Source organism: Bacillales bacterium, from assembly GCA_035700025.1.
Classification (GTDB): domain Bacteria; phylum Bacillota; class Bacilli; order Bacillales; family DASSOY01; genus DASSOY01.
In genome coordinates this window covers 13957-30701 of sequence record DASSOY010000069.1, presented here as the reverse complement: position 1 = coordinate 30701, position 16745 = coordinate 13957, and the positions used below count along the sequence as shown (strand labels likewise).

The window sequence follows — 16745 nt, the reverse complement described above, 5'->3', positions numbered from 1 at the left end:
TTTTAAAAGGGAAACGGGCCTTCCAGCGTCCGTACTTTCAGATGCGATTGTTGCAAATTGGAGGGAGTTTCAGTGACGCTCGTCAAGCAGCGGGATATATATGATCTTTTAATAAAAGGGGTTGAGCGAAGCGCACGGACTTCGAGCCCGACGCTCGTGAGTTTGTCGAAACGGATTTCTTTCGCTGATCCTCTTTCTTTTTTTGCTCTTCAACGGGACCACCGGTTTTACTGGGAAGATGCAGACGGCCGGGCGTCGATATGCGGGATCGGCGAAACGTACCGCCTTGTCGCCGAAGGACGAAATCGGTTTGCGGAAATCGAAACGAAGCGAAGAGAACTGTTTCAACATGCTGTGATTGACGCCGATGCTGACGCGACCGCGACGGGTCCGCTTTTTGCAGGCGGGTTCGCTTTTGATCCGGACCGGCCGAAAACGCCGCTCTGGCAGCATTTTCCGGATGCGGAGCTTGTTATGCCAACGTTCATGGTTACGCGTGCCGAGCATACTTGGTTGACGATCAATGTTCTTGTCGATCAACATACAGACCCATCGCAAACGGCCGACAAGTTGTCGGAAGAACGCGACCGCCTCGTCCAACAAGCATCCGTAGCGACTATTGCCGGCCAACCCCTCCCTGCATTCACAGTTACAGAGATTGCCGCCGACGAATGGAAACGGGCCGTTGCCGAAGCCGCTTCATCGATTCGCGAAGGTGTGATCGACAAAATCGTTCTGAGCCGCGAAATACGATTGTCTGCCGATCGGCCGTTTACAGCGGGTGAGGTGTTGCGCCAACTTCGTGAACAGCAGCGAAACAGTCATTTGTTTGCGTACGTAAAGAAAGAAAACTGTTTTATTGGAGCATCACCGGAACGGTTGGTGCAAAAGCGAGGCAGCGAAATTCGCTCGGCATGCATCGCGGGAACAGCCCCGCGCGGAAAAACGAAGCATGAAGACGAAGCGATCGGTGAACAGCTGCTTCGCGACAAAAAGAATTTGCATGAACATAAGCTTGTCGTAAACATGATCGGCGAGGCGATGAAAGGTGTATGCACGCAAGTTCAACTTCCGGAGTGCCCGACCTTATATAAGGTAAAAAATGTTCAGCATTTGTACACGCCGGTTGCCGGGAAAGCGTTGCCGGATACGTCGGTTGTACCATTCGTCGGCGAACTGCATCCAACGCCAGCGCTCGGCGGCTGGCCGCAGCGCCAAGCGGTCGAGAAAATTCGCGAAATGGAACCGTACGAACGCGGATGGTACGGTTCGCCGATCGGCTGGGTCGATTACAAAGGCGACGGTGAGTTTGCCGTGGCGATTCGAAGCGGGTTGCTGCAAGGAAATGATGCGTCGTTGTTTGCGGGGAACGGCATCGTCGGCGATTCCGAACCAGAAAGCGAATACCGCGAGACGCAGTTGAAGTTTCGCCCGATGCTGTCGGCATTGGGGGGCGAGTGTTAATGGAAGGCAACGTATTGGGGCGTTATGTCGGCGCCTTTGTGGATGAACTGTGCCAGAACGGCGTCGGCCACGCTGTCGTATGCCCGGGATCAAGGTCGACGCCGCTAGCGATGGCGTTGGCCGCGAACGATTCGATGAAAGTGTGGATGCATATTGATGAGCGTTCGGCGGCTTTTTTTGCGCTCGGCATTGCGAAAACACTTCGGCGGCCGGTCGCGGTCGTTTGTACGTCCGGAAGTGCCGCCGCTAATTTTTACCCGGCAGTCGTGGAAGCACATGAGGCACGCGTGCCGCTCGTCGTTTTGACGGCCGATCGCCCGCATGAACTGCGCGATGTTGGTGCGCCCCAGGCGATTGACCAACTACGTTTTTTCGGCACTTACGTGAAGTGGTTCGCAGAGATGGCGTTGCCGGAAGCGAATGCCGAAATGATACGGTATGTTCGAACGGCAGCGGTGCGCGCCGCTTCGACCGCTGCCGCCGTACCGAGCGGCCCCGTTCACTTGAATTTTCCGTTTCGCGAGCCGCTCGTTCCCGAATGGCCGACAACTGTGAAAGAAACAACAACGCGAACACAAGCAGCGGTCAATGACGGTTCGAAAGCTCCTGACGCAGAAACGGTGAAACGACTGGTCGAGCAATGGGTAAATGTTGAAAAAGGACTCATCGTTTGCGGACAGCAAGATGATCCCCGTTTTCCAACGGCGGTCGTACAGTTGGCGGAAACGCTCGGTTATCCGATATTGGCGGACCCGCTTTCGCAATTGCGGAGCGGAACTCATAACAAACATATAATCGTCGACGGGTACGATGCATTTCTCAGGGATGAACGGCTAGGCGATAAGCTTCGTCCGGAATTGGTTATTCGCTTCGGGGCGATGCCGGTTTCCAAAGCGCTCATGCTCTATTTGAAGAAATGTGCCGGAGCAGGTACCCGGGTCATTTTTGTAGAAGAGGACGGTTGGCGGGATCCGATCCAGTCGGTGAGCGAATGGATGAGAAGCCGTCCGGTATCATTTTGCGATGCGCTAGTGTCTGAACTCGAATCGGCCGGGGAGCGACTTTCGATGTGGACGGAAGAGTGGCTCCAGATTAATAGTGTCACCCGCCGTACCCTCATCGAACAGGGACGAAGCGAACGTCTCTCCGAAGGGCAAATCTTCTTAGAAGTTGCTGCCTTAATGCCGGATGATGCGCTTTTGTTTGCCGGCAACAGCATGCCCGTCCGCGATCTTGATACGTTTTTCGTCAACACCGATCAACCGCTGCGTACGATGGCCAACCGCGGGGCGAACGGCATTGACGGCATCGTTTCCACCGCCTTAGGGGCAAGCGCGGTTTCCGATCCGGTCGTTCTTGTCGTCGGCGACCTTTCGTTTTACCATGACTTGAACGGTCTTCTGGCCGCCAAGCTGCATCGGCTCAATCTCACGATCATTGTCGTTAACAATAACGGCGGCGGAATATTTTCGTTTTTGCCGCAGGCAGAGTCAGTCGACTCGTTTGAAACGCTGTTCGGTACGCCGACGGATCTTTCGTTTGCGAAAGCCGTCGACATGTACGGCGGCACCTACGCGAAGGTCGAGAATTGGCGGCAGTTTCGGGACCGGTTTACGAAAAGCGTGGCTTGTTCGGGACTCTCGGTGATCGAAGTGCAAACGAATCGGTCGGAGAACGTTGAAGTCCATCGTCGTCTTTGGAGCAAGGTTGCCGAAGCGGTTGCCGCACGTCAACCCGTGCATCGCCGATGAACATTGTCGTCAACGGTTTGCTGATGCACGTCGAAACCGCAGGGGACGGCCCGCCCCTCGCGGCATTGCACGGCTTTACGGGTGCTTCAGCGGCATGGGAGCCATTTTTATCTGATTGGTCCCGTCGCTTTCGCGTCATTGCCCCCGATCTCATTGGCCACGGGCAGAGCGGCGCGCCACGAAATGCTGACCGATACTCGATGGAACGGTTCACGGATGACTTTGCCCGGCTGCTGGATGTTCTCGGCGAAGATCGCATTTGCTTGCTCGGTTATTCCATGGGTGGACGGGCGGCGCTTGCCTTTGCTTGCCGCTATCCGGAGAAGGTGCATGCCTTGCTGTTGGAGAGCAGTTCGCCGGGATTGAAAACGACAGCGGAGCGGAAGGAACGCAAGGCAAAGGATCACGCATTGGCTGATAAAATTATCGCCGAGGGTGTGGAATCGTTTGTGCAAGCATGGGAAGCCCTTCCTTTGTTCGCTTCACAGTCGGAAATGCAACGATCGGCGTTGCGCAAACAGAGGCTCAGCAACAATGAAATCGGTTTGGCAAACAGTTTGCGGGGGATGGGAACGGGAGCGCAGCGTTCGTATTGGGATGAGCTCGAACGTCTTTCCTTTCCCGTACGTCTCATTGTCGGGGAGAAAGACAGGAAATTTGCCGGAATCGCGGAGGAAATGGCGCAGCGCCTGCCCAATGCCTCCGTTGTACAAGTGGAAAACGCTGGACATGCCGTACATGTGGAACAACCGCGAATTTTTGATAAAATGGTCGTAGAGTTCTTTAATCATAGTTGAGAGGAATGAGAAATATGGCATCGGTCGAATGGAAAACCGCTCGTACATACGATGAAATATTGTACGACAAATGTGAAGAAGGCGTTGCCAAGATTACGATCAATCGCCCGGAGAAACATAATGCGTTTACTCCGAAAACGATCGACGAGATGATTGACGCGTTTACCGACGCTCGCAACGACGGAAGAATCGGAGCAATCATTTTGACCGGGAAAGGGGATAAAGCGTTTTGCTCCGGCGGCGACCAACACGTCAGGGGAGACGGCGGTTACGTCGGAGACGACCAAATCCCGCGTCTGAATTTGCTTGATCTTCAGCGTCTCATGCGCATCACCCCGAAACCGATCATTGCTTCGGTTGCCGGTTATGCGATTGGCGGCGGTCATGGACTGCATGTCCTTTCAGACTTGACGATCGCTGCAGACAACGCGATTTTCGGACAAACCGAAAGCCGTGTCGGCAGCGTTGATGCCGGATACGGACAAGGCTACTTAGCGGAAATCGTCGGTCAAAAGAAAGCGCGCGAAATCTATTATTTAAGCCGCCAATACAATGCTGAAGAAGCGGACAAAATGGGCCTCGTCAACAAGGTTGTTCCGCTTGAACAGCTGGAAGAAGAAACGATTCAATGGGCGTTGGAACTCGTAGCATTGAGCCCGACGGCACTTCGTCTCATGAAAGCATCTTTCAATGCGGATACCGATGGACTTGCCGGGTTGCAGCAACTCGGCGGCGATGCTACATTATTGTATTACCGTACGGACGAGTCGAAAGAAGGACGCGACGCGTTCAAGGAAAAACGCAAACCCGACTTTTCGAGATTTCCGCGTTTTCCGTAATGATGACAAGGACTTGGCGAAAGCCAGGTCTTTTTGCTTGATGAAAAGGAGCCGGAAGCGATGCAAAATTGGTTGGAAAAAAGAGCATTTTTGACACCGGAGCGCATGGCGTTGCGCTGCGGGGAGACCGAGTGGACGTTTGCCGAGCTGCGTGAACGCGCAAGGAGCACTGCCGGCGAGCTCGCCAGCCGCGGTGCACGGGAAGGAGAACGAGCAGCGGTTTTGATGAGAAACGGCTTGCCGCTCGCTGAGATCATTCATGCGATGCCTTATGCCGGTCTTACGCTTGTGCCTTTGAATACCCGGTTGACGGTAAGTGAACTCGCTTATCAAGTGAAAGACGCGGAAGTTTCCATGCTCATTTGCGATGAAACGAATGCCGACAAAGCAGCGGATATTTGCGGTATCGAGGACGGCATCGACGTTGTCACGTATCGCGAATTGAGCGGGATCGTCGAAGAGCCGCCGGCTTTGAATGAACAGTTGGAGATGGATGCGATTCATTCAGTGATTTATACATCCGGAACGACCGGTTATCCGAAAGGCGTCATGCTTTCGCATGCCAATCATTGGTGGAGCGCGATTGGGTCCTCGTTAAATCTCGGACTTGATCGAAACGATCGCTGGTTGGCGGCCGTGCCGCTTTTTCATGTCAGCGGGTTGTCGATTTTAATGCGCGGCGTTATATACGGGATCGGTGTTGTCATTCACGAATCGTTTGATGCCGCCCGGGCGAACCGGGACATTATTGAACAACGAATCACAATCATGTCGGTCGTCGGAGCGATGTTATCGGACATGCTCGAGGAGCTCGGTGATCGATCATACCCGGACACGTTTCGCTGTATGCTGCTCGGCGGCGGACCCGCCCCGCGCGTTTTGCTGGAACAATGCAAAGACCGGACAATTCCTGTTTATCAAACATACGGGATGTCCGAAACAGCGTCGCAAATTGCAACGCTTGGTCCTGAATATATGTTGAGTAAGCTCGGTTCGGCGGGAAAGCCATTGTTCCCGGCCGAGTTGAAAATCGTCGCAGACGGTAAGGAACTGCCGAATGGCGAGGTCGGCGAAATCGTCGTCAAAGGCCCGAATGTGACGAACGGTTATTTGAACCGTGAAGCCGATACGAACGAAACGATTCAGGAAGGTTGGCTGTATTCAGGGGACTTAGGCTATCTCGATGAAGACGGCTTCTTGTATGTGCTTGATCGAAGGAAAGATTTAATCGTTTCCGGCGGCGAGAATGTGTATCCGGCGGAAGTCGAGGCGGCTTTATTGGCGCATCCTGAAGTAGCCGACGCTGGCGTAACCGGCGTGGAAGATGCGAGATGGGGAGCTGTTCCTGTCGGTTTCGTTGTTATGAAGGCGGGAGCCGTTTTTGACGAAGAACAGCTGCTTGCCGATTGCTGCGGCCGACTAGCGAGCTACAAAGTTCCGCGTAGACTGTACGAAGTGCCTCATTTGCCGCGAAATGCTTCCAGAAAGCTGCTTCGGCGAAAATTGCCGGACCTTAGGAATGAATTGAACGATTGGCGGAACGTTTGAGCCAAGGCAGTCTTTTCACTCGGGTTTCGACGAGGATCATACCGAGAAAAATCAACAAGCCGCCGATCATTGTCCGTCCCGTTAGCGGTTCGCCGGTCCCTATATAAGCGGTAAGCGCGGCGAAAACCGGTTCCATTGTAAAAATAAGCGCAACGTGGCTCGGCGGTGTATATTTCTGCAACGAAGTTTGGGCTAAGTAGGCGACGGCTGTAGCGCCGACGGCGGTGAAAACGATCGCTCCCCATACTTTCGGGTCGACGAGTTGTACAGGCAACTCAGCCAAGCTTCCGCTGCCGAATCCGACGGCAAACAAGCAGTTGAGAACCGCGACGGTGGCAATTTGCATGAGCGTCAGCAAAAGGGCTGAATGGCGGGACGTATATCTCCCAGTTAAGATGATGTGAACAGCGAAACCGATGGCGCAAAAGAAAGACAAAACATCCCCGAGATTCAATGCGCCGGTGCCGAACGACGTCATAAAAAATAAACCGACGGTTGCAAGCGCGATGCCGAAAGCCGCCGGCCATTGGATTTTTTGTTTGAACAACAGCCATGTGAAAATCGGGACGAGTGCAACGCTCAAGCCTGTCAAAAATGCCGACTTTGAAGAGGTCGTGTACAATAGTCCGAACGTTTGCAAGGCGTAGCCGGCGAACAACCAAAAGCCGAGCATCATGCCGTTGAAAAGCAATGTTCGATTGAGCTCTGCGAGCAGATGCGGATAAAAGCAAACGATCCAAACGAACAAAAACAACGCTGCGACGGCGAAGCGTACGCCGTTGAAGGCAAATGGCGCCATAATGGCAACCGCTTGCTGGACGACAACGAACGTGGCTCCCCACATGAAAGCGACGAGCAACAGCAAACAATCCGAGATGTAAACGTTTCGCATGACTTTCGATCACCGCCCAGACGAAGATCTTTGTATTTTATCACAGCGGCAACGAAAGAAAAACCGAAAAACATCGGTTTTCCGATGCTTTTCGGCGCAAGCAGACGTTTTACCAGAAGAAGGGATAGCCAAAGCCTAAGCCGAAACCGTAAGGGTATCCGAAGAACGGGGAACCGAATCCCCACGGGCGATAGCCAAATCCCCACGGGCGGTAACCGAATCCCCACGGCCGGTAGCCAAACCCCCAAGGACGGTAACCGAATCCCCATGGCCGATAGCCGAATCCCCACGGGCGGTAACCGAATCCAAAACCAAACTGGCGTTCATCCTCGTTGCGAACCTCTCCATATCCGTCAAGCAGCTGTTGTTGTTGTTCGTACATGTCAAACCTCCTATGATTGGTGAATACATTACAGCCTATGCACGGAGTGTTTTGCTCCGAAACGGGCAAGAGCGGAGATTTGCGCAAAAAGGAACAGGCTAACATCGCCTGTTCCTTTTGTTTAGGACACTTTAAACAATTTGATCGATTGATCCATCTCTTCTGCATATTGCCGTAAAGATTTGGCGTATTCGCTCACGCGCTCCATCGCCGTTCGCTGGTTTTCCGATGTGGAGGAAACATCCCGCGATTTTTCGGCTGATTCTTTCGCAATGCCTGAAGATTGTTCCGAAGCGGCGACAATTTGCTGCGAACTCGACGAAATTTCTTGGACGGCCGCGGAAACGTCTTGTGTTTTGTCTGCGACGTTTTCGATCATCGAGGTGATTTTTTCAAAGGTCACATCCGCTTCTTCAATCGTGACGGCGCCCGTTTTCACTTCTTCCGACCCTTTTTCCATGACTTTTACGGAACGCGTCGTATGGTTTTGAATGCCGCGAACGAGTTGGACAATTTGATCAGCCGATTGCTCGGACTGTTCAGCAAGCTTGCGCACCTCGTTAGCAACGACGGAAAATCCTTTGCCGTGTTCGCCTGCCCGTGCCGCTTCGATTTCCGCGTTCAAGGACAACAGATGCGTTTGGTTGGCGATATCGGTAATAACTTCGATGATCTTTCCGATTTCTTCGGAGCTTTGGTGCAAACTGTTGATTTCTTCAACTGCATTGTCCGTGACCGTTTGAATCGACTCCATTTGCTTTTTGCTTTTTCGAATCAGCTCGCGGCCGCGAACCGATTCGTTTTTCGCTTGGACGGACATTTCCGAGACGACCGAAGCGGATTCCGCGATGCTTTGAATGCCGTTCGTCATTTCTTCAAGTACTTTCGTACTTTCTTCCGCGCCGCGCATTTGAATTTCGGTGCCGCTTGCCATTTCTCTCATCATTTCATTAATTTGCGCGGCTGCCGTCGTCGTTTGCTGAACGTCTTCGGAGAAGTCGTTGGCGACGGTCGCGACTTTGTTGCTCGTCGTTGTCACTTTTCCGATCAGTTCATGCAAATTGTCGATCATTTCGTTGAACGACGACGACAGTTCCCCGAGTTCGTCTTTTGAACGGTGCGTGACTTTTTCCGTTAAAATGCCTTCTTTAATTTTGTTCGTGATCGCCAACAGTTCAAACACTGGACGGACGATGATGAATCGAATGCAGACGGTGATGATTCCCGTCGTTACCAGCAAACTGATGAGCGTGTTGATGTAAACGCCCAAGGCTCCTGAATATAAATGCGAAATAAAGCTGTTTATGTAAGCGGCGATCGGCGAGCTGATCAGCAAACTTACGACAACGACCAGGATCAGCTTTGTTTGAATGCGAAAACTCATTTGAAAATTGTTGGTTACGGACTTTAAATTATTCTTCATTAACGATATCCCCCCTGATCTCTTTATCGGTTCAGTTCGACAAAATTTTCACATGCTGAGAATGGTTTTAAAAAAATTTTTTATTGCTATATAACAATTCCAGAATCATAAACTTATGTTATAATACAATAAAAGCGGGAGGGAAAGGTCGCCGATGCAAAAAAGTACGCACTTTTTCAGGAATTTGCCGCCAAAAACTTGCGTTGTTTGCCAAAATAAAATTCCGGAAATGTCGGAAAGCTATGTGAATGAATGCGGCAGCTGTTTCCGGAAACGAGTCAACTAATATTCGTCGCCGATCCGTCGCAGGATCGGTCTTTTTTTTGTCATGGACGTTTCCGCGCTTCCGGCATAAAATGACCGTAGGATGCATCGGTCAACCGGGAAGGAGTCTTAAAGGTGAAGGTGATCAGTCCGACTTGCGGTGAACTTTCGGTGGAGATGTTAAGGAAAGAAATCCGTCGCTACATCGAGGAGGACAGGGAAGCGGATTATCGAATCATAATCGGTACCGACTCGAAAACAAACCGAAAAACGACGATGTTCGTGACGGCGCTGATCTTGTGCAGAATCGGCAAAGGCGCACGATTTTTCTTCCACCGTTCCCGCGAATCTCCAATTTATCATCTCTCCGAGCGCATATACAAAGAAACCGAGCTCAGCCTCGAATGGATGGAAGAATTGAAAAACCACGGGATCATGCAAATGCTTGCCGCTTGGCCGATCGAAATTCATTTGGACATTGGGAAACACGGGGATACGCGCAAACTCATTCAGGAAATCGTCGGTTGGATTACGTCGGTCGGCTGTGTCGCCCGCATTAAACCGGACGCTTTCGGCGCGAGCGCGGTGGCTGACAAATATACGAAAACATGAGGGGATGCCGGATGAAGATAAGAGAGGCAACTTCCGCCGACGCCGGATCCATTGCGCACGTCAGGTTGACAGTTGGCGAACTACGTATGCGGGAATCGCTCCCGACGCTTACTTGCGCAAGATGTCCGTCGAAAAACGCGAGGCAGCATGGCGGGAAATCTTAACGAGTGAAAATGCACCTTGTACATACGTCGTGGAAACGAATGCGGGGAAGGTTGCCGGTTTTTGTTCGGGAAATGAAGCACGTGACGCGAATGTTGCGGGATACAACGCGGAACTGTATGCCATCTATTTGCTGAAAAAAATGCAAGGAAAGAAGCTGGGCAGCAAGCTCTTACAAAGACTTTGTGCGGATTTCGCGTCGAGCGGATACACGTCGATGCTCGTTTCGGTGTTGACCGACAACAGGCCCGCACGCCGATTTTACGAATCGATGCAAGGAAAAGCTGTCGGCCGCAAGTTGACGGTCATTGGCGGCAAATCGTTGCAGGAGGTCGTCTACGGATGGTCCGACATATACGAGCTGAACCATCGGCTTAACCGGGTTAACGCGAAACATACGGATTGTCTTTGAGCCAAAACCTGTACGGATAGTCACGCGCTTCGCCGCTGTTGTTAATGCCGATTCGCGGCCCGGAGGCGATCTCGTCTTCAGCCTTTGCGGGTCTCCATCGGATCGATAACGGCGGCTCTGTCAAATCGTGACCGTAATACGCAAACGGAATGCCGAGCGCTTGGACCAACTTTCCGGGACCGTTTGTCAACGACCTTCGCTTTTTCGGCGTCATGCCGTCGGTGCTTGCAAACCCGCGGTTTTTTGCCATTTTCTGTTCGCCTTGCGTCGGTTGCAGGGCGCGGATGAGAATCGCCTCCGGCTTTTCTTCCGGTCCGCTGACGACATTTAAGCATACGTGAATGCCATAACTCCGGTACAAATACGCATGTCCCGGTTTCCCGTACATGACTTCTGTACGCTTCGTTCGCCGCCCGCCGTACGAGTGGGCCGCGCGATCTTCCGGACCTAAGTACGCTTCTGTTTCCACGATCACGCCGGCCATCGTACCGTCGTCGGGTTCATATACGAGCTCGCATCCGAGCAGTCGTTTCGCCAGTGCCAAGGTCGGAAGTGTAAACGGTACGGATTCCGTACATTTTTTCTTATGCTCGGACACGAGACACCATCAATCCGTCGCCGATGGGCAATAAGAGAGATTCGAGCTGCGGATGAGCGGCCACTTTTTCATTGAAGCTCCGCATCGAAACGGTGATTGCATCTTGATCATCAGGATCGTACACGCGTCCACGCCAAAGCACGTTGTCCGCAAATAAGACCGCCCCGGGATTCGCCAACTTCACGGCAGCGTCCAAATAATTTTCGTAATTTTTCTTGTCGGCGTCGATCAAAAACAAATCAAATTTCCGCCCGGCCTCCGTCAATGATTGCAAACTTTCGAGAGCCGGCCCCGTCATGTAGGTGACTCGTCCGGCAAATCCCGCTTTCGCCAAGTTTTGTTCTGCCAGCCGAGCATAATCGGGGTTCAGTTCGAGCGACGTCAAGCGTCCGTCTTCCGGCAAACCGCGCATAATGCTGATCCCGCTGTAACCGCCGAGCGCGCCGATTTCGAGCGCATCGCGCGCTCCGCTCAATTTTGCAAGCAGCGTAATGCACTTGGCGGTTTCCGGCGGCAGTGAAATGTTCGGCATTCCTTTGGCTTCAATGCTTTTCAAAACGCCTTTGAGATGTTCGTCTTCTTCCGCAAATCGCGAGCGGATGTATTGTTCCTCGTTCATGTTGGCCACCCTTTCTTTGCGTGATCGCCTTTTGGTTTCGATTATACGCGAATCCTTCTGACGATGCCACGAGCGGCGCATCGTAGACAAAACCGGCTTTCCTCAGCGGAAAACCGGCCGTTTTTTTCCGTATCACAAGCCTCGCTGTTTGATCGATTCAAGGCTTTTCATGAGCACGTCGTCTTTCATCATGAAGCTGTATTTCTTCTTGTTGCGAAGCCCTCTCGGAACGTAATGCAGAAAGATCGGGCCGTTCGTTTCATGGTAATCTTCCTTCGATTCGATTTGGGAAATTGAAGCATAGTACACATTTTTCACGATTGTGCCGCTGCGTCCTTCCACTTTGTATTGGGCGATGTAGGACAAGTCGGAAACGGTGGCGCCGGTTTCTTCAAACACTTCGCGTATTGCCGCCTCTTCGGCGGTTTCGCCGTCCTCGACTTTTCCGCCGGGAAATTCCCAGCCGCGGCGGGGATGTTCGGTCAGCAGCCAATGGTTGCAAAATTTGCAAATGACCCAAACATGTTTCGGATCTTCGGAAAAGGGATGATCCCGAAATGAAAATTGGACAGTATTGTTATAAAAATCTTCGAAAGTGATGATCTGAGACATGTTTGCACTCCAATGTCTTTTTATTGGTTACATTGTACTGAAAGTGACAGCAACCTGTCCAATTTCGTGTAACGACTCAATCGCCATAATGCCCGGACGATGGTGCCGGTGGTACAGATGGCGAGGGTTCTCCCAGCTGCTTTTTTCCCGCGGGTTTTGCGGTCAAGTCTTTTGACCCGCAAGAAAAACGCGGTCCCTTTGAAAGGAACCGCGCTCTGCTGTTTTCGCGTCGCACTTAATTCGGACCGCCGTTTTTTACCGTTTCGGGCATGGCTTCAAATTTTTTGAAATTCTCTTTGAATTGATCCGCCAACGCTCGTGCCTTTTCATCGTAAGCGTCAGGATCACTCCACGTCTTTTTCGGTTGCAGGACGGCGTCGGGAACGCCGGGACATGCAACCGGAACGTTCAGTCCGAAAATCGGGTCCGTCACCGTTTCCGCATTCGACAATTCGCCTTCAAGCGCTGCGCGTATCATCGCACGGGTATGGGAAAGGTTAATTCGTTTGCCTGTGCCGTAAGGGCCTCCGGTCCAACCTGTATTCACGAGATAAACTTCGGTTTGGTGACGTTCAATTTTATCGCCGAGCATTTCCGCATATTGTTGCGGACGCAAAGGAAGGAACGGTTCCGCAAAACAAGTCGAGAATGTCGCCTGCGGAGACGTGATGCCGCGCTCGGTTCCGGCGAGCTTGCTCGTGTAACCGGAAATAAAGTGGTACATCGCTTGCTCGCGTGTCAATTTGCTGATGGGCGGCAACACGCCGAAAGCATCGGCTGTCAAAAAGACGATCGTATTCGGATGGCCGGCCATGCTCGGAAGAACGATGTTGTCGATCGATTCGATTGGATAGGCGGCTCGCGTATTTTCCGTCAACCTCGTATCCGCATAGTCAACGACCCGCGTATCTTCGTCGACGATAACATTTTCAACAACCGCTCCGAAGCGAATCGCGTTCCAAATTTGCGGTTCTTTTGCCTGAGACAAGTTGATGCACTTCGCGTAGCACCCGCCTTCGATGTTAAAGACGCCGTTATCGGACCAGCCGTGTTCATCATCGCCGATCAACTTTCGGTGCGGATCAGCCGATAACGTCGTTTTCCCAGTGCCGGAAAGCCCGAAAAACAAGGCAACGTCTCCTTCGGAGCCGACATTGGCCGAGCAGTGCATCGGCATGACGTTTTTTTCCGGGAGCAAATAGTTCATGACCGAGAAGATCGACTTTTTGATTTCTCCGGCATATTCAGTTCCGCCGATCAACACGATACGATGTTCGAAAGAGATGATGATAAACGTTTCCGATTTCGTTCCGTCGATTTCCGGATCCGCGTGAAATCCCGGCGCAGAGATAACGGTGAAATCGGCATGATAATTCGCCGGTTCTTCTCCGTCCGAGCGGATGAAAAGCTGACGGGCGAACAAATTGTGCCAAGCATATTCGGTCACGACCCGCACGGCCATGCGGTAGTCTGGGTCCGCCCCCGCATATCCAGCAAAGACAAAGCAATCTTGCTTGCCTAAGTAATTCAAGACTTTTTCGTACAACCGTTTAAAGCGTTCTTCGCCGATCGGTTGATTGACCGTTCCCCAATGGATCGCTGAGGAACTGGATCGTTCGTTCACAATGTATTTATCCTTCGGGGAGCGTCCCGTGTATTTGCCTGTGACCACCCGTAAAGCCCCCGTCGAAGTCAAGTAACCTTCGCCGCGCTCGATCGCTTTCTCAGTCAATTCGGCGGCAGAAAGATTGACGTGCGTATTCGTTTTTTCCAACGTTTGTTCAAGGTTCGAGACGAAAGAAATTGTGCTCATTTCGCGAAACCATCCCTTTCTGAAGGTCGTGTTTTAAATAGTATAACACATTAATTCAAATAGTCTATACTAATTATTTTTTTGCAGCAAAAATGGGCGGAAGTCTTCCATGTTCTCGATATTCACACGAAAAAATATTCGTAGTAAACAGATCGGAATAATTGGCGCAAAACGTTTGACACCGTTTTCCCGCTGCGGTATCATTTGTTCAGTGATGTGGACGAACGATGTCGGAATGACGGGATTTTCGTGTTCCGGCGAACCGAGGCGTCCGTGATGAACAGCACGCACGGCGCATGCTCAAGAAACGTATCGTTATTATAGAAGCATTTTCTTTAAAGTATGCAGTTCCAGGGAGGGGTTTCATGGCGCAGCCAAAAGACCGGAGGTTGTTTACTTCCGAATCGGTAACGGAAGGGCATCCGGACAAAATATGCGATCAAATCTCGGACGCAATCCTCGACGAAATCTTAAAGGATGATCCGAACGCGCGCGTCGCTTGTGAGACTGTCGTCAATACCGGGCTCGTACTCGTAACCGGTGAGATTACAACGACGACCTACGTCGATATTTCAAAAATCGCCAGAGAGACAATCAGAGACATTGGCTACACGCGTGCCAAATACGGTTTCGATGCCGACACATGTTCCGTGCTGACGTCGATCGACGAACAGTCTCCGGAGATCGCGCAAGCGGTCAGCGAAGCGTTGGAGAAAAGAGAAGGGCGCATGACCGACAATGAAATTGAAGCGATCGGCGCGGGCGATCAAGGATTGATGTTCGGTTTTGCGGTTAATGAAACGCCTGAATTCATGCCGCTTCCGATCGCACTCGCGCATCGGATGTCGAAGCGGTTAAGCGATGTCAGGAAGCAGGAAATTGTCGATTATGTACGTCCTGACGGCAAGACGCAAGTGACCGTCGAGTACGGAGCGGACGGAAAACCGAAACGAGTCGACACGATTGTCATTTCGGTACAGCATCATCCGGAAGTAGCGCTGGAGCAAATTCAAAAAGATATGAAAGAACACGTCATCAAGGAAGTCGTGCCGGAACAGTTCCTTGACGCGGAAACGAAATATTTCATCAACCCGACGGGACGGTTTGTCATCGGCGGGCCGCAAGGGGACGCCGGGTTGACTGGACGCAAGATCATTGTCGACACATACGGAGGATATGCCCGTCACGGAGGCGGGGCGTTTTCCGGAAAAGATCCGACGAAAGTAGACCGATCCGCTTCGTATGCTGCGCGTTATGCCGCGAAGAACATCGTCGCCGCCGGTCTCGCAGACAAATGTGAAGTACAGATTGCTTACGCGATCGGCGTTTCACAGCCGGTATCGATCTCCGTCGACACGTTCGGGACAGGCAAAGTGGCGGAATCGAAATTGGAAAAGCTCGTCAACAACAACTTTGATTTGCGTCCGGCCGGCATTATCAAAATGCTCGATCTGCGCCGCCCGATTTATAAAAATACGGCCGCATACGGGCATTTCGGCCGTCTCGACGTCGAATTTCCGTGGGAAAAGACCGACAAAGCGGAAGCGCTGCGGGAGCAAGCCGGCCTTTAACGATTTGCAGGCGTCCACCGTCACCTCATGTGACGGTGGATTTTTAATTTGGTAAAATAAATGAACAACATGCATTCGCCGGTGCTTGCCGCCGGAGACGAGGAGCGGATCACGCATGAAAATTTGGGAAACGGAACGGCCGCGGGCGACAATCGTGCTCGTGCACGGTTCGGGAGAACATCACGGCCGTTACGAATGGCTCATTCAACGGTTCAGGAAGGAACGTTTTAACGTGCTGATCGGCGATCTTCCCGGCCATGGGGAACATGCAGAAACACCGGGACATATCGCAACGTTTGATGAGTATATTCGTACGGTGGACGGATGGTTGGCGGAAGCGGGAAAAAGCGGGTTGCCGGTCGTCTTGTTCGGGCACAGCCTCGGCGGATTGATCGTGATTCGCACGTTGATGGAAACGTCAAGAAAGCCGGCCGCCGTCCTGTTGTCTTCGCCGTGTCTCGGACTCACTTTCCCGCCGGCATTTTATTTAAGAGCTTTTGCAAAAGCTATGAACACGGTCGCGCCCGGATTGCTGGTCCGGATCAAACGCAACGGCCGTAATCCGCTGGCGACGAGAAACGTCGAGCAATTGCGTAAAGACGAGAAAGATCCGCTCATTTTGACAAAAGTCTCGATTCGCTGGTACAACGAATTGGAGCGCGCAATGACGCTCGCTTTTGAAAAAACAGTCGATTTTCCCGACGTCCCGCTTCTCGTCCTGCAAGCCGGCGACGACAAAATCGTCAGCAGGGACAAGGTGTTCGAATGGTACGAACGTCTCCCGATTCAAATCCGGGCCTATAAGGAGTGGGACGGTCTGTATCACGAATTATTCAATGAACCGGAACGCGAGGAAGTTTTTCAGGCGGCGCTCGCTTTTCTTGAAGAGCGGTTGACGGCTCTCGACAGCTGAGGCTGCCTCGGCGAATGACGGTTGATTGAGAACATGGCAACGCGGTTCAACGCGGCTAATGAAGGAGGACCAC

General features: G+C 52.1%; 17 protein-coding genes. 10 read left to right on the top strand and 7 right to left on the bottom strand.

The window, feature by feature from the left end; genetic code table 11:
- Positions 1 to 72: 72 nt before the first annotated feature.
- From VFK44_11215 to VFK44_11195, 5 genes are read left to right on the top strand one after another with little or no spacing between them, the layout of a single operon-like run.
- Positions 73 to 1464, top strand: coding sequence for an isochorismate synthase (locus VFK44_11215; protein HET7628938.1), 1392 nt, complete (start codon positions 73 to 75; stop codon positions 1462 to 1464).
- Positions 1464 to 3215, top strand: coding sequence for a 2-succinyl-5-enolpyruvyl-6-hydroxy-3-cyclohexene-1-carboxylic-acid synthase (gene menD / locus VFK44_11210; protein ID HET7628937.1), 1752 nt, complete (start codon positions 1464 to 1466; stop codon positions 3213 to 3215). Before VFK44_11215 ends, menD begins: the two co-directional genes overlap by 1 nt.
- On the top strand, positions 3212 to 4012 hold the full coding sequence (menH, locus tag VFK44_11205) for a 2-succinyl-6-hydroxy-2,4-cyclohexadiene-1-carboxylate synthase (protein ID HET7628936.1): 801 nt from the start codon (positions 3212 to 3214) through the stop codon (positions 4010 to 4012). Before menD ends, menH begins: the two co-directional genes overlap by 4 nt.
- 14 nt (positions 4013 to 4026) lie before the next feature.
- Positions 4027 to 4851: a 1,4-dihydroxy-2-naphthoyl-CoA synthase gene (gene menB, locus VFK44_11200; protein ID HET7628935.1), complete on the top strand. Its 825-nt coding sequence runs from the start codon at positions 4027 to 4029 to the stop codon at positions 4849 to 4851.
- 60 nt (positions 4852 to 4911) lie between these two features.
- Positions 4912 to 6399 (top strand): o-succinylbenzoate--CoA ligase, encoded by a 1488-nt coding sequence (locus tag VFK44_11195; GenBank protein HET7628934.1) that lies wholly within the window; start codon positions 4912 to 4914, stop codon positions 6397 to 6399.
- Here the strand turns inward: VFK44_11195 and VFK44_11190 are convergent.
- The 3 genes from VFK44_11190 to VFK44_11180 all read right to left on the bottom strand — a co-directional run bounded on the left by VFK44_11190 (position 6365) and on the right by VFK44_11180 (position 9096).
- On the bottom strand, positions 6365 to 7291 hold the full coding sequence (locus VFK44_11190) for a DMT family transporter (GenBank protein ID HET7628933.1): 927 nt from the start codon (positions 7289 to 7291) through the stop codon (positions 6365 to 6367). The genes VFK44_11195 and VFK44_11190 overlap by 35 nt on opposite strands.
- A gap of 109 nt (positions 7292 to 7400) precedes the next feature.
- Positions 7401 to 7673, bottom strand: coding sequence for a hypothetical protein (locus tag VFK44_11185; protein ID HET7628932.1), 273 nt, complete (start codon positions 7671 to 7673; stop codon positions 7401 to 7403).
- 121 nt (positions 7674 to 7794) lie between these two features.
- The gene (locus tag VFK44_11180) at positions 7795 to 9096 is read right to left on the bottom strand and encodes a HAMP domain-containing methyl-accepting chemotaxis protein (GenBank protein ID HET7628931.1); all 1302 of its coding nucleotides are present in this window, start codon (positions 9094 to 9096) and stop codon (positions 7795 to 7797) included.
- 154 nt (positions 9097 to 9250) lie between these two features.
- On the opposite strand from VFK44_11180, the gene yhfH reads away from it, so the two are divergent.
- From yhfH to VFK44_11165, 3 genes are all read left to right on the top strand, one after another.
- Positions 9251 to 9382, top strand: coding sequence for a protein YhfH (gene yhfH, locus VFK44_11175; GenBank protein ID HET7628930.1), 132 nt, complete (start codon positions 9251 to 9253; stop codon positions 9380 to 9382).
- A 113-nt stretch (positions 9383 to 9495) separates the two neighbouring features.
- Entirely contained in the window at positions 9496 to 9972 is a 477-nt protein-coding gene (locus tag VFK44_11170) for a ribonuclease H-like YkuK family protein (protein HET7628929.1), read from the top strand.
- A 4-nt stretch (positions 9973 to 9976) separates the two neighbouring features.
- Complete coding sequence (locus VFK44_11165; GenBank protein ID HET7628928.1) at positions 9977 to 10546, top strand: GNAT family N-acetyltransferase; 570 nt, start codon at positions 9977 to 9979, stop codon at positions 10544 to 10546.
- Here VFK44_11165 and VFK44_11160 read toward each other — a convergent pair.
- The 4 genes from VFK44_11160 to pckA form a co-directional block, all read right to left on the bottom strand.
- Entirely contained in the window at positions 10518 to 11144 is a 627-nt protein-coding gene (locus tag VFK44_11160; protein ID HET7628927.1) for a DNA-3-methyladenine glycosylase, read from the bottom strand. The two genes, VFK44_11165 and VFK44_11160, sit on opposite strands and share 29 nt — an antisense overlap.
- On the bottom strand, positions 11131 to 11772 hold the full coding sequence (locus tag VFK44_11155) for an O-methyltransferase (GenBank protein HET7628926.1): 642 nt from the start codon (positions 11770 to 11772) through the stop codon (positions 11131 to 11133). The genes VFK44_11160 and VFK44_11155 overlap by 14 nt, the downstream gene beginning before the upstream one ends.
- Before the next feature lie 123 nt (positions 11773 to 11895).
- Positions 11896 to 12366 carry a nucleoside triphosphatase YtkD gene (gene ytkD / locus VFK44_11150; GenBank protein ID HET7628925.1) on the bottom strand — a complete coding sequence of 157 codons (471 nt, stop codon included), beginning with the start codon at positions 12364 to 12366 and terminating at the stop codon, positions 11896 to 11898.
- Positions 12367 to 12610: 244 nt separating this feature from the next.
- The gene (gene pckA, locus VFK44_11145; GenBank protein HET7628924.1) at positions 12611 to 14188 is read right to left on the bottom strand and encodes a phosphoenolpyruvate carboxykinase (ATP); all 1578 of its coding nucleotides are present in this window, start codon (positions 14186 to 14188) and stop codon (positions 12611 to 12613) included.
- Between the two features lie 365 nt (positions 14189 to 14553).
- On the opposite strand from pckA, the gene metK reads away from it, so the two are divergent.
- Together metK and VFK44_11135 are read left to right on the top strand one after the other, a co-directional pair.
- Positions 14554 to 15759: a methionine adenosyltransferase gene (gene metK, locus VFK44_11140; protein ID HET7628923.1), complete on the top strand. Its 1206-nt coding sequence runs from the start codon at positions 14554 to 14556 to the stop codon at positions 15757 to 15759.
- Positions 15760 to 15874: 115 nt separating this feature from the next.
- Entirely contained in the window at positions 15875 to 16672 is a 798-nt protein-coding gene (locus VFK44_11135) for an alpha/beta hydrolase (GenBank protein ID HET7628922.1), read from the top strand.
- Positions 16673 to 16745 lie beyond the last annotated feature (73 nt).

Coding starts and splice junctions, on each gene's coding strand:
- yhfH (HET7628930.1), top strand. CDS start 9,251: ATGCAAAAAAGTACGCACTTTTTCAGGAATTTGCCGCCAAAAACTTGC.
- VFK44_11135 (HET7628922.1), top strand. CDS start 15,875: ATGAAAATTTGGGAAACGGAACGGCCGCGGGCGACAATCGTGCTCGTG.
- pckA (HET7628924.1), bottom strand. CDS start 14,188: ATGAGCACAATTTCTTTCGTCTCGAACCTTGAACAAACGTTGGAAAAA.
- VFK44_11180 (HET7628931.1), bottom strand. CDS start 9,096: ATGAAGAATAATTTAAAGTCCGTAACCAACAATTTTCAAATGAGTTTT.
- VFK44_11195 (HET7628934.1), top strand. CDS start 4,912: ATGCAAAATTGGTTGGAAAAAAGAGCATTTTTGACACCGGAGCGCATG.
- menD (HET7628937.1), top strand. CDS start 1,464: ATGGAAGGCAACGTATTGGGGCGTTATGTCGGCGCCTTTGTGGATGAA.
- VFK44_11185 (HET7628932.1), bottom strand. CDS start 7,673: ATGTACGAACAACAACAACAGCTGCTTGACGGATATGGAGAGGTTCGC.
- VFK44_11190 (HET7628933.1), bottom strand. CDS start 7,291: ATGCGAAACGTTTACATCTCGGATTGTTTGCTGTTGCTCGTCGCTTTC.
- metK (HET7628923.1), top strand. CDS start 14,554: ATGGCGCAGCCAAAAGACCGGAGGTTGTTTACTTCCGAATCGGTAACG.
- VFK44_11165 (HET7628928.1), top strand. CDS start 9,977: ATGCCGGATGAAGATAAGAGAGGCAACTTCCGCCGACGCCGGATCCAT.
- menB (HET7628935.1), top strand. CDS start 4,027: ATGGCATCGGTCGAATGGAAAACCGCTCGTACATACGATGAAATATTG.
- menH (HET7628936.1), top strand. CDS start 3,212: ATGAACATTGTCGTCAACGGTTTGCTGATGCACGTCGAAACCGCAGGG.